Here is an 11,404-nt window from a genome sequence, read left to right on the forward strand (position 1 = left end):
CGGTATGGCGGCGCCAAGCCCGGCGACAAGACACTGGTCGACGCCGCCATACCGTTCGTGCAGGTGCTCGAAGCCCGGACCGCAGCGGGAACACCCTTCGCCGCCGCGTGGTCGGCCGCTGCGGAGGCGGCGACGGAGGCGGCCGAGGCCACCGCCGGCATCCCCGCGCGTCTGGGCCGCGCGCGCACCCACGGGGACCGCAGCATCGGCACGCCCGACGCGGGGGCGGTGTCCTTCGCCCTGATCGTCAGCGCTCTTGGCATTCACTTCCCCACCGACCAGTCTCGGGAGCAGTCATGACTCTTCGGATCGTCGTCGGCGCCGATAGCGCCGGCTTCAGCTACAAGGAGGCACTCAAGGCCGACCTGGCCCACCACCCTCGGGTGCGCGAGGTCGTCGACGTGGGCGTCGCCTCGGGCGAGGACACCGCCTATCCGCACGTAGCGGTGGCCGCCGCGCGGCTGATCGCCGAGGGAGCAGCCGACCGCGCCCTGCTCGTGTGTGGCACCGGACTGGGTGTGGCCATCGCCGCGAACAAGGTGCCCGGAGTCCGGGCCGTCACGGCGCACGATTCGTTCTCGGTCGAACGAGCGATCCTGTCCAACAATGCTCAGGTACTCACCTTCGGCCAACGCGTCATCGGGCTCGAATTGGCCCGCCGCCTCGCCCGGGAGTGGCTCACCTACTCCTTCGACCCCGCCTCCGCCTCCGCGGCCAAGGTTGCGGCCATCTGCTCGTACGAGGGTGACTGACCGTGGTCCTGTGGATCGGCACCAGCTGGAAGATGACCAAGACGCAGGCCGAGGCCATCGCGTTCGCCAGTCGGCTCCGGATCGCGGCGGCAGCCGGCGGATGGCCCGGTGTGCAGCCGTTCGTCGTTCCGCCGGCGACCGCGATCTCCGTGGTCCGCGACGCGTTGGGGCCGGATTCCCCGATCGTCGTCGGCGCTCAGAACGCCCACTGGGAGGACGCCGGCGCGTGGACCGGAGAGGTGTCCGTGCCGCAGGTCGCCGATGCGGGGGCGACACTCGTCGAGATCGGGCACTCGGAACGGCGCGAGCACTTCAGCGAGACCGACCGGACCGTCAACTGGAAGGTACGGGCGGTTCTTCGCCACGGCCTGACCGCGCTGGTCTGTGTGGGCGAGCCCGCCGAGGTGCGGGCGGCCGGAGGCGCGCGTGAGCACGTGCTCTCGCAGGTGGCCGCCGCCCTGGACGGGATGCCCGGCGGATCCCGCGTCCTGCTCGCCTACGAACCCGTCTGGGCGATCGGAGAGAAGGGCCGGAAACCCGCCATCGACGAGATCGCAGAAGTCACCCAGGCCCTTGACGCGGAGTACGGCGCCGTGCTGACCGCCCTGCTGTACGGGGGGTCGGTCAGCACGGCGAACGCGCGGGACCTGCTGCACACCCCCGGCGTCACCGGGTTGTTCGTCGGGCGCAGCGCCTGGGACGTCAACGGATACCTGCACCTGCTACGCATCGCGGCGGACGTGGCCCAGGAGGCCGGTGAGGTGGCGGCGGCAACCGCTCCGCGCTGACCCCGCGCTGGGACCGTCGCCGCGGCACCCCATTCGTCCACGAACACCAGGCTCAACCACCACCTCCACCACCAACGAAAGGGTCGTCATGAAGCGCAACAATGTTCTGCTCACCGCGGTCGCGGCCGCGTCGGTCCTCCTCTTGACAGCCTGCGGCACCGCCAACGGGCAGACGTCGGCCGGCGGCGACGCGGCGACCTTCAAGCCCAAGGGCAACGTCACCATGGTCGTCCCGTTCGGCGCGGGCGGCGGCAGCGACAACTCCGGCAGGTCCATCGCGGCGGGTCTGGAGGCAGCCGTCCCCGGCCTGAAGATCAACACGGAGAACCGCGACGGCGGCTCGGGCGCCGTCGGCTACTCGTACTTCCTGAGCAAGACCGGTGACCCCAACTATCTGCTGCCCAGCGAGACCGCGCTGCTGGCCCTGCCGCTCAACACCAAGGTGGGCTTCGACTACACCAAGTTCACCCCGATCATGAAGGTCGGTGACGACTTCACCCTCGCCGTCGTACCGACCGGCTCGCCGTGGAAGACGTGCGCGGACGCCGTGAACGCCAGCAAGGCCGGGCGCGTCGTCGCGGGCGTCTCCGGTGCGACCAGCCTGGACAACGTGGTCTTCACGCTGACCGAGCAGGCCACCGGCGCGAAGTTCGACCGGGTCCCGTTCGAGTCGGGCGAGGAACTGCTCGCGGCGCTGCTGGGCAACCAGATCCAGGTCGCGTCGCTCAACCCCGGTGAGGTCGTCGAGCAGCTCAAGGCCGGGAAGCTCAGGGCGCTCTGCGCGTTCGCGGAGAAGCGGTACGAGTACCCCGAGCTGAAGGACATCCCGACGGCGAAGGAGCAGGGGGTCGACGTCGCGTACGCCCAGTTCCGTGGCCTGATCGCTCCGGGCGGGATCAGCGACGGCGCCAGGACGTTCTGGATCGACGCGAGTAAGAAGTTCGTCGAGTCCGACAAGGCGCAGCAGTACATCGCCAGCAACTACCTGCAGCCCAACGCCCTGTTCGGTGACGACTTCACCGCATACCTGAACGAGAACAACGACATGCTCAGCAAGGCCCTGGGCAAGTGAGCACGCTGATCCGAATCCGCGGCAACGGCGAGGCGACCGTGTACGCCATGCTCGCCCTGGTCGGCCTCGCCGCCGCGGTGTCCGGCGCCTTCTACGGCGTGTTCGTCGACGGCGGCCGCGTCGGTCCCGGCTTCCTGCCGCTCGTCGCCGGCGGCCTGACGGCGGTCCTCTGCGGCTGGCTCGCCCTGCGAGGCGTGCACGGCAGGCGCAGCCACCCTCCGGGCGGCCCTGCGGACGGCGTCGAGCCGCACCTAGCCGAGGACATCAACCCGGTGGACGACGCTACGGACGACGACGTCGACATCAGCGGGCGCACCAGGCGGGAGCGGATCCACAACCTCTGGAAGGTCTTCGGGCTGACCCTCGGTGCGATCCTGCTCGTGCAGGTGGTGGGTTTCCTCGCCGCGTTCGGTGCCCTGGTATTCGTGATCTCCACCTGGATCGAACGGCAGCCGCTGCTGAAATCAGCCGTGATCGCGGCGGCCGCCACCGGCCTGATCTACGGCGTGTTCGGGCTGTTCCTCGAGATCCCCCTGCCTGGTGGGCTGCTCGGGCTCGGAACGGAAGGCTGAGCGGTGATCGACAACCTCATTCTCGGGTTTCAGACCGCGCTGACGCCCCAGAACCTGCTCTGGTGCTTCGTCGGCGTCCTCGCGGGCACCGTGATCGGGTTGCTGCCGGGGCTGGGCTCCACCACCGGCGTGGCGGTGCTCCTGCCGCTCACCCTGGACTTCGAGCCGGTGACCGCCCTCATCATGCTCGCCGGCATCTACTACGGGGCCCAGTACGGCGGGACCATCACCTCGGTGCTCCTCTCCACCCCCGGCGAGGCGTCGAGCGTCGTGACAACCCTCGACGGCTACCAGATGGCAAGGCGTGGGAGGGCCGGCGCGGCGCTGTCCATCGCCGCCATCGGGTCCTTCGTGGCCGCCATCTTCTCCCTGATCCTGCTGATGGTGCTCGCCCCGCCGTTCGCGAACTTCGCGCTGAAGTTCGGCCCCGTCGAGAACCTGTCGATCATGATCCTCGGCCTGGCGACCATCGTCAGCTTCTCCGGCGAGTCCCGGATCCGCGGCCTCGCGATGGCCTCGGCCGGGCTGCTGCTGGCCACCGTCGGCATGGACGCCGCAACCGGAACGGCACGGTTCACCTTCGACAACGTCAACCTACTCAGCGGGGTGCCGTTCGTCGAAGTCATGATCGGGCTGTTTGCCGTCGGCGAGGTCATGTACCAGATCCGAGTCGGCGCGGCCGCGCCGATCCGGACCCGCTTCCGGGAACTGCTCATCACCCGCAGCGAACTGCGGCGCAGTATCGGCCCGATCGGGCGCGGCAGCGTCCTGGGGTTCCTCCTCGGCTGCCTGCCCGGCTCCGGTTCAACCCTCGCCTCCTTCATCGCCTACGGCGTCGAAAAGCGGGTCTCCCGGAACCGGAGCCAGCTCGGTCAGGGAGCCATCGAAGGTGTGGCCTCGCCGGAGAGCGCCAACAACGCGGCGGCCAACGCGAACTTCGTGCCGACGCTCACCCTCGGCATCCCCGGCGGCGGTACGACGGCCGTCCTGCTGGGTGCGTTCACCATCTACGGCCTGCAGCCCGGCCCGCTGCTCTTCCAGAGCCAGCCGAAGCTGGTGTGGGGGCTGCTGGTCTCCTTCTTCATCGGCAACGTGATGCTCCTGGTGCTCAACCTGCCGATGGCCCCGATCTTCGCCCAGATGCTGCGGATCCCGTACGCGTACCTCTACCCGATCATCTTGTTCACCAGCTTCGTCGGGGCGTACTCGATCGACAACAACATGTTCAGTGTCTGGATCGTCTTCGTCGCGGGCGTCGCCGGATACTTCATGAAGCTCTACGACCTGCCGATGGCACCCCTCGTCCTCGGCCTGGTCATCGGGCCCCTCTTCGAGAAGGCGCTCACCCAGACCTCCGCCCTCGGTGACGGTGACCTGCTGATCGTCCTCTCACACCCCATCGCCCTCGTCGTGCTGGCCCTCGCCGTCCTGCTCGCGGCCGGCCCGTCGCTGGTGAGGTTGCTACCGCGCAACACACCAGACAGGGAGCGTGAGCCCGCCGGCGTCTGACGTACCGTCCCGGGATCGCCAGGCAGCGATCCCGGGACGTACGCCGGGGGAACGTGACCGCGGGCCATTGGCTGTCTGATGTGATCATGCCGGCGATCGCGGTGAGGGTGCGGCAGCTTCTGGCCGTGCCGCTCATGCCGAGGCGTTTGAGCCAGCCGCTACCGCGACGCCGAGGCGGACCCGGCGGTGGTCACCGACTGGATCGCCCAGACCCAGGCCGAACGCGCCCGTGCAAAGGCAGATCTCCACCCGAAGGCAACACCTCACGACGGATGAGCCGGGCGGAATCACGGGCCTGGTGACGGCGCTAGCTAGGTGCGAGGCCGGGAAGCGAGCAGCCGGCATCAGCGTCTCAAACGGCGGCTGCCGTGTCAGGGAACGCCTGAGAAGAGTGCCCGGCCCCGACGGTGACCGAGGTCCGACCTGACGGGTGCTCCGATGTCTGTTCGCCGGAGCTCAGCACCGATCCCGCTTCGACCCGGTTGAGCAGCGAGCGCACCAGCTGGCCGGCGTCCTGGTGGTGCAGCACCACCTGTCGGTCCTGTCGGCCGGCCTCGCACTGCGTGACAATGGCGGCCGAGAGTTCCTCCCCGTTCTGCGGCCACGGCACCAGCCCCGCGCGCGCGAGCAGTGCGGCGTTGGCACGGCCGTGCGCGGGGATCGGTCGGTACGTCACGGCCGGTAGGCCGGCGGTCAGCGCCTCGGTCAGCGAGAGCCCGCCCGCGTTGTGCACCAGCACATCCGAGGCCGCCATCAGCGCGGCCACATCCGACCGCCAGCCCAACGCCACGACCCGGTCCCGGCCGGACAACTGGCGGCGGAGCCGGTCGTTTCGTCCGCACAGGACCAACACGTCGGCGACCCCGGAGGCCACGATCGCGTCGACGGTGGGAACCACGTCGCCCATGCCCTCGGAGCCGGCCACCAGCAGCGCCACCCGCCCGTCCACCGGAAGGCCGACCGCCCGCCGCGTCGCGATCCGTTGCGCCGCCGTCTGTTCCTGCTCGAACGTCGGGGACACCAGGCCGCCGACGGCGCGCATCGGCACGCCGAACTCACGCGTACCCATCGCCGCCGTGGCCTCCGTGACCGTCACGTGGTGGTCGACGTCAGGATGCACCCACAGTCGGTGAACGGCCGGGTCGGTGAGGTACGTGACGACCGTGGCGTGCAGTCGCCCCCCTCTCCGCAGTTCACCGAGGGTCTGGCTGGCGAGTGGATAGGTGGACACCACGACGGGGAAGCCTTCCGCCCAGCGGCCCACCCGCCGCTGGGCGACCCGGCACATCCATTCCACGACCCCGTGCACCCACGTGCCGCGCTCGATGTCCTGGAAGACGCGCTCGAACAGGGCCGGCGCCCAGCGGACGCTGCCGGTATAGCCCTTGCGCAGCAGCAGCCGGCAGAACGGGGGCACGGCGTCGAGGAAGTCGCGTACCTCCACGTGGAGGCCGGCCCGCTCCAGTCGGGCGCGCAGCTCGGCCGCGGCCCCGTCGTGGCCGGCACCGACCCCGCCTGTGACGATCAACACTTGGTCGGGGGCCTCCCGGGCGGTGTAGCTGGACACCAGTTCTCCTTCTGCGGCCGCGCTGGGGGTGTGCGGTGCCAGGACAGTAGGCGGTGATCGCTTACCACCGGCTTAAGGCTGGGTGGTCGCCGGGCCAACTTCAGGCATCTGGCCGGCCAGTGGCGAGTTACCTGAGGAGCCCGACCCTGAGGTGATGCCCGCCGGTGGCCAGCCCATCGACGAACTGGCCGCCCAGTAGCCACCACGACGTCAGGCCGATGTTCGACGGGAGATGCTTTTCCGGCCGAGCCTGGCCAGGTGTTCGACACGGTCGACGCGACGTTGGCCACGGTCGCGGGTAGTCCCTGGGTGCTGCTCGTCGTCGCGGTTCTGGCAGCGGCGGATGCACTCGTCCCGCTGGCACCGAGCGAGAGCACCCTGATCGCGGTCGCCGTGGCGTCAGCCGCCAGCGGACGCCCGCCGTTGGTCGCCGTCGTGGTCGCCGCGGCGCTCGGTGCGTACGGTGGAGATCGGCTGGCGTACGGCGTGGGCCGCTGGTTCGGGCCGGCGATGACCGCCCGGCTGCAGCGGCGCCGGGGAACCCGCGCCGTGGCGGAGCTGGCACATCGCGTGATGCAGCGGCGCGGCCGCACCCTGATTGTCTTCGGCCGCTACCTGCCGGGTGGGCGCTCGGCGACCGCGATCACCGCCGGGCTGGTCGGTTATCCGTTGAGCCGGTTCCGGGGGTTCACCGCGTTGGCGGTCACCATCTGGGCCCTCTGGGGGGCGCTGCTCGGCTACGGCAGCGGCGCGCTCGTCGACGGCCACCCCACCCTGGGGCTCGCCCTCGCCTACACCGTCGCCGCTATGGTGGCCGTCGTCGCCGGGCTGGCCCGCCGCCTGAGTGCCGCCAGACCTACGAGCACCACCCGGCCGGTGGGTTGCATCGCAGCCGGCGACCGCGGCGCCGCCGGGTCACCCAGCCGTCCGGGGCGTGCCAGGCACTGAGGGGCTCGGTCCGCCCTGCAAGAGCGGCCCGTCGTCGTGTGGCAGCCGCCGTGCCGCACGACTCGCCGGCCGTTGCGGGCATCCCCGACGCGGCGATCGGTTCATCTGCCGCGGCGTGGATGAGCTCACGGCCGTAGTCGTACCTCCGGGCGTTGTCGCCGTCGGTCCCACCGGCCCCGCGTCGGCCGTCAGAGTTCGTACGCCTTGGCGTGGCGCGGCTCGTACAGACCCAGCTCCCCGCCGCCGGGTAGGCGGAGCACCGTCCTCAGTCCCCATCCCTCATCGCTGACCGGCTGGGTGAACTCGACGCCCTTGGCGGTCAGCTCGGCGACGGTCGTGGCGACGTCGTCACACATCAGGAACAGCTCGTGCGAGGCGGAGTCGGCGGGATGCACGGCGACCTCGGCCGGCGGCAGCTTGAAGATCAGCCATCCGCCGCCGGCGTCGACGTGGGGATAACCCAGCACATCCCGGAAGAAGGCCCGGTCCGCCTCGGCGTCCCGGCTGTAGATCACCACGTGTGCGCCATTGATCACGGCATGACGATACCCAGGCGCTACGGCGCTGGGGCGGCGGCCCGCGCAAGAGCCCTGCCGTCGGTCAGCCACGCCACCCGACGGCCACCTTCGCGTCCACCCGCGTCGTCAGCGGCCACGACTCCACGACCATCAGCGGAACTCTCACCCTGCACGGGGTCGCCGCCCCCATCGACGTCGAGGTGCGCGCGGTGGCGCCTGACCGGTACCGCGCGACGACGGTGGTGACCCAGTCGGCGTACGGCATCAAGCCGTACTCGGCCTTCCTGGGTGCGCTCAAGGTGCGGGACGAGGTCGAGGTGGAGATCGAGGTCCGCCTCGGACCGGCCACGAGCCTCCCTCAGGGGCGTTCGTAGACGAGGGTGCCGCCGGCGATGGTGTGGGTGACGCGGGCGTCGGCCGGTAGTCCCGCCCCGGCGGCGAACAGGTTGCGGTCGAGCACCGCCAGGTCCGCCCGCTTGCCGACCGCGATCGTGCCGCCGTCGGCGTCATGGTTGACGTACGCCGAGCCGGCGGTGAACGCGGCAAGCGCGACGGGCAGCGGCAGCGCCTGGTCCGGGAGGAACGGTGCGTTGCCGCGGTTCTCCGGGTCGATCCGGGTCACCGCGACCTCGATCTGCTCGAGCGGGTTCGCGGTCGTGACCGCCCAGTCGCTGCCCATGGCGAGGGTGGCGCCGGACCGCAGCAGGTCACCGAAGGGGTACTGCAGGTCCGCCCGTTCCTGGCCGAGGAACGGCAGCGTCAGCTCCTCCATCTGGGGCTCCATCTGCGCCCAGTAGGCCTGGCAGTTGGCGGTCACGCCCAACTGGCGGAAGCGCGGCACGTCCTTGGGGTGGACGAGCTGCAGGTGGGCGATGTGGTGCCGGTTGTCGCTACGCCCATTCGCCGTACGGGCGGCGGCGACGGCGTCGAGGGCGTTGCGGACGGCGCGGTCGCCGATCGCGTGCAGGTGTACCTGGAAGTCGAGCCGGTCCAGCTCGGTCACCGCGGCGGCGAGCAGTTCGGCGTCGACGAACGTCAGGCCCCGGTTGTCGGTGTGGCCGCCGCAGCCGTCGCAGTACGGCTCGAGCAGAGCTCCGGTGTAGTTCTCCAGCACCCCGTCGGTCATGATTTTGACGGTGGTCGGGTGGAAGTTCCCGACCCTCGCCGACTCGCGCTGGGTGAGGAACTCGGGAATCTGGTCCAGGCCGCGGTGCCGCTCCCACCACAGCGCGCCGACCACCCGGGCCGTGAGCCGCCCGGACGCGGCGAGCGACCGGTACGCCTCCAGGGTTCCCGGCGTCACCCAGGCGTCCTGCCATCCGGTGATGCCCAACGAGTGCAGGTACTCCTGCGCGTTGAGGATGGCCTCCTCCCACTCGGCCCGTCCTGGCAGCGGCACGTACCGGTCGTTGAAGCTGTACGCCGCGCCCTCGTGCAGCGTGCCGGTCGGCTCGCCGGTGTCCGGGTCGCGCTCGATCCGGCCGTCGTCCGGGTCCGGGGTGTCCCGGGTGATGCCCGCGATCTCAAGTGCCCTGGAGTTGACCCATGCTCCGTGCACGTCCCGGTTGAACAGGAAGACCGGGCGGTCCGGCGCGATCGCGTCCAGGTCCTCCTTGCGCGGGGTGCCGCCCGGGAAGGACTCCATCGCCCAGCCGCCACCGATGATCCACGGCTGGTCGGGGTTGTCGGCCGCGTAGCGCGCGATCCGGTCCAGGTACGCCGGCCGGCCCACGAGGTCGTTGAGCCAGACCCGGAGCCGGTTGCGCCCGGCGAAGGGTGCGTGGATGTGCGCGTCCTGGAACCCCGGCAGCACCATGCCGCCGGCGGCCTCGATCACCCGGGTCCGTGGGCCGATGAGCTCGGACACGGGCTCGGAGCCGACCGCGACGATCCGGTCGCCGCGTACGGCGATCGCGTCCGACCAGCTGCGAGCGGCGTCGACGGTGTAGACGTCGGCGCCGGTGATGACGAGGTCGGCGTGCTCGGTCAACGGTCCACCTCTCGGTCGCGACCTTCCTCAACGAGTGCGGCCACGACGGTACGCGGAGATCGTTCTGCGGCTAACGCCGGCCGGAAGTGAGCCCGATGCAGCGATCGCCGTGTGTCGGCCGACGCGTCGGTCGGGCTTGGGGCACCATGTGGTCATGGTGTTACCCAGACGGTTGGCGCGGTTCAATCGGGTCGTCACCAACCGCGTGACCGGTCCGCTGGCCGGGTGGCTGCCGGGCTTCGGCGTCGTCATCCACCGGGGCCGCCGCTCCGGTCGCGAGTACCGGACGCCGATCAACATCTTCCGGACCTCCGACGGCTACGTCGCCGCGCTGACCTACGGAGTCACCGACTGGGCGAGGAACGTGCTGGCGGCCGGCGGCTGTGAGCTGGAGGTCCGCGGCCGGCGGGTGCCCCTTACCGATCCCCGCCTCGTGCACGACCCCACCCGCCGGGACATGCCGCCGGTCGTCCGCCAGCTCGTCGGGAAGATCGGCGTGACGGACTTCCTGTACCTCCGTACCGGGTCCGAGGCAGGCCACGTCGACTAGTGTCGTGCGTCGGACATTCCCCTTAAGGAACGTTCCCAGACCGCTCCGGCGGCCATGTGGACCGCCTCAGCCAGCTTGCCTGAGCTCCACCGATCACCTCAGGGAGCGTACAAGGCGTACGTCGAGTGGTCCGGATCAGACCTGCGTGATGATGTTCTTGCCGTACGCGGTCAGGGTCTTCTCCTTGTCGTCGTGCATGAGGTAGAGGGCGAAGTTGTCCACCCCGATCTCCTTGAGCTCCTGCAGCCGGTCGACATGGGCCGACTCGGGGCCGACGAGGCAGAACCGATCGACGATCCCGTCGGGGACGAAGTCCGTGGACCGGTTGCCGGCGCGGCCGTGGTGTGCATAGTCGTAGCCCTCGCGACCCGTGATGTAGTCGGTGAGCGCCTTCGGCACCATCCCGGAGTCGCCGTAGCGGGCGACCAGGTCGGCCACGTGGTTGCCGACCATGCCGCCGAACCAGCGCAGCTGATTCCGTTGGTGCGCGAGGTTCGTGCCCACGTAGGCAGGCGCGGCCACGCAGATCGTGATCGAGTCGGGGTCTCGGCCTGCGGCGCTGGCCGCGTCGCGTACCGAGCCGATCGTCCAGCGGGCGATGTCCGGATCGGCCGTCTGCAGGATGAAGCCGTCGGCCTGCTCGCCGACCAGCCGCAGCGCCTTTGGGCCGTACGCGGCCATCCAGATCTCCAGCTTGCCGTCCCGCACCCACGGGATGCGCACCGGCGTGCCGTGGTGTTCGACCTCGCGGCCCTCCGCCAGCTCCTTGATCACGTGCATGGCATCTTTCAGCGTGGCCAGGCTCGCCGGCGGCTGGCCGATCACCCGCCGGGCCGAGTCGCCGCGGCCAATCCCGCACACCGTGCGGTTGCCGAACATGTCGTTGAGCGTGGCGAAGAGCGACGCGGTGACCGACCAGTCGCGGGTGCTCGGGTTGGTCACCATCGGCCCCACCATCAGGTGCTTGGTCGCGGCGAGGACCTGCGAGTAGATGACGAACGGCTCCTGCCACAGCACGCAGGAGTCGAACGTCCATCCGTAGCGGAACCCGTTGTCCTCGGCGGCGGTGAGGCCCGCCACCACGTCGCGCGCGGGCGGGTCGGTCTGCAGTACGACACCGAAGTCCACGGCTCCTCCT

Annotated in this window: 12 protein-coding genes and 1 pseudogene; 9 read left to right on the forward strand and 4 right to left on the reverse strand. The window is 70.3% G+C overall.

Features of this window, described 5'->3' with window-relative positions:
• The 6 genes from DKL51_RS16450 to DKL51_RS16475 all read left to right on the forward strand — a co-directional run.
• Window positions 1–300, forward strand: a 300-nt coding sequence (locus DKL51_RS16450) for a DAK2 domain-containing protein (RefSeq protein WP_124812217.1), incomplete at its 5' end; no start/stop codon positions are given.
• Window positions 297–752, forward strand: coding sequence for a ribose-5-phosphate isomerase (locus DKL51_RS16455; RefSeq protein ID WP_124812218.1), 456 nt, complete (start codon window positions 297–299; stop codon window positions 750–752). The genes DKL51_RS16450 and DKL51_RS16455, both read left to right, overlap by 4 nt.
• A 2-nt stretch (window positions 753–754) precedes the next feature.
• Window positions 755–1,540 carry a triose-phosphate isomerase gene (locus DKL51_RS16460; protein WP_109944550.1) on the forward strand — a complete coding sequence of 262 codons (786 nt, stop codon included), beginning with the start codon at window positions 755–757 and terminating at the stop codon, window positions 1,538–1,540.
• A gap of 88 nt (window positions 1,541–1,628) precedes the next feature.
• Complete coding sequence (locus DKL51_RS16465) at window positions 1,629–2,612, forward strand: tripartite tricarboxylate transporter substrate binding protein (protein ID WP_109944551.1); 984 nt, start codon at window positions 1,629–1,631, stop codon at window positions 2,610–2,612.
• Window positions 2,609–3,184, forward strand: a complete 576-nt coding sequence (locus DKL51_RS16470; RefSeq protein WP_109944552.1) for a tripartite tricarboxylate transporter TctB family protein — start codon at window positions 2,609–2,611, stop codon at window positions 3,182–3,184. The genes DKL51_RS16465 and DKL51_RS16470 overlap by 4 nt, the downstream gene beginning before the upstream one ends.
• Window positions 3,185–3,187: 3 nt before the next feature.
• Window positions 3,188–4,693 carry a tripartite tricarboxylate transporter permease gene (locus DKL51_RS16475; RefSeq protein WP_109944553.1) on the forward strand — a complete coding sequence of 502 codons (1,506 nt, stop codon included), beginning with the start codon at window positions 3,188–3,190 and terminating at the stop codon, window positions 4,691–4,693.
• A 352-nt stretch (window positions 4,694–5,045) separates the two neighbouring features.
• Here the strand turns inward: DKL51_RS16475 and DKL51_RS16480 are convergent, their stop codons facing one another.
• Window positions 5,046–6,260 (reverse strand): MGDG synthase family glycosyltransferase, encoded by a 1,215-nt coding sequence (locus DKL51_RS16480; RefSeq protein WP_124812219.1) that lies wholly within the window; start codon window positions 6,258–6,260, stop codon window positions 5,046–5,048.
• A gap of 258 nt (window positions 6,261–6,518) precedes the next feature.
• On the opposite strand from DKL51_RS16480, the gene DKL51_RS16485 reads away from it, so the two are divergent.
• Window positions 6,519–7,208, forward strand: a complete 690-nt coding sequence (locus DKL51_RS16485; RefSeq protein WP_124812220.1) for a DedA family protein — start codon at window positions 6,519–6,521, stop codon at window positions 7,206–7,208.
• A gap of 188 nt (window positions 7,209–7,396) precedes the next feature.
• Here DKL51_RS16485 and DKL51_RS16490 read toward each other — a convergent pair whose 3' ends face one another.
• A complete protein-coding gene (locus DKL51_RS16490) occupies window positions 7,397–7,744 on the reverse strand; it encodes a VOC family protein (RefSeq protein WP_109944556.1) in 348 nt (115 codons plus the stop codon).
• An 83-nt stretch (window positions 7,745–7,827) separates the two neighbouring features.
• On the opposite strand from DKL51_RS16490, the pseudogene DKL51_RS34980 reads away from it, so the two are divergent.
• Window positions 7,828–8,100: pseudogene (locus DKL51_RS34980) on the forward strand (YceI family protein); the annotation flags it as partial.
• Here the strand turns inward: DKL51_RS34980 and DKL51_RS16500 are convergent.
• A complete protein-coding gene (locus DKL51_RS16500) occupies window positions 8,085–9,716 on the reverse strand; it encodes an amidohydrolase (RefSeq protein ID WP_124812221.1) in 1,632 nt (543 codons plus the stop codon). The pseudogene DKL51_RS34980 and the gene DKL51_RS16500 overlap by 16 nt on opposite strands.
• 154 nt (window positions 9,717–9,870) lie before the next feature.
• Here DKL51_RS16500 and DKL51_RS16505 point away from each other — a divergent pair, with 154 nt between their 5' ends.
• A complete protein-coding gene (locus DKL51_RS16505; protein ID WP_109944604.1) occupies window positions 9,871–10,266 on the forward strand; it encodes a nitroreductase family deazaflavin-dependent oxidoreductase in 396 nt (131 codons plus the stop codon).
• A 135-nt stretch (window positions 10,267–10,401) separates the two neighbouring features.
• On the opposite strand, the gene DKL51_RS16510 is transcribed toward DKL51_RS16505, so the two are convergent.
• Window positions 10,402–11,394 carry a TIGR03842 family LLM class F420-dependent oxidoreductase gene (locus DKL51_RS16510; protein ID WP_124812222.1) on the reverse strand — a complete coding sequence of 331 codons (993 nt, stop codon included), beginning with the start codon at window positions 11,392–11,394 and terminating at the stop codon, window positions 10,402–10,404.
• Window positions 11,395–11,404 lie beyond the last annotated feature (10 nt).

The sequence above is a fragment of the Micromonospora globispora genome, from assembly GCF_003857015.1.
In the GTDB taxonomy this organism is placed as follows: domain Bacteria; phylum Actinomycetota; class Actinomycetes; order Mycobacteriales; family Micromonosporaceae; genus Micromonospora; species Micromonospora globispora.

What these genes read in the sequence shown, in the direction of transcription:
- DKL51_RS16465 (WP_109944551.1), top strand. Translation starts at nt 1,629, where the DNA reads ATGAAGCGCAACAATGTTCTGCTCACCGCGGTCGCGGCCGCGTCGGTC.
- DKL51_RS16455 (WP_124812218.1), top strand. Translation starts at nt 297, where the DNA reads ATGACTCTTCGGATCGTCGTCGGCGCCGATAGCGCCGGCTTCAGCTAC.
- DKL51_RS16505 (WP_109944604.1), top strand. Translation starts at nt 9,871, where the DNA reads ATGGTGTTACCCAGACGGTTGGCGCGGTTCAATCGGGTCGTCACCAAC.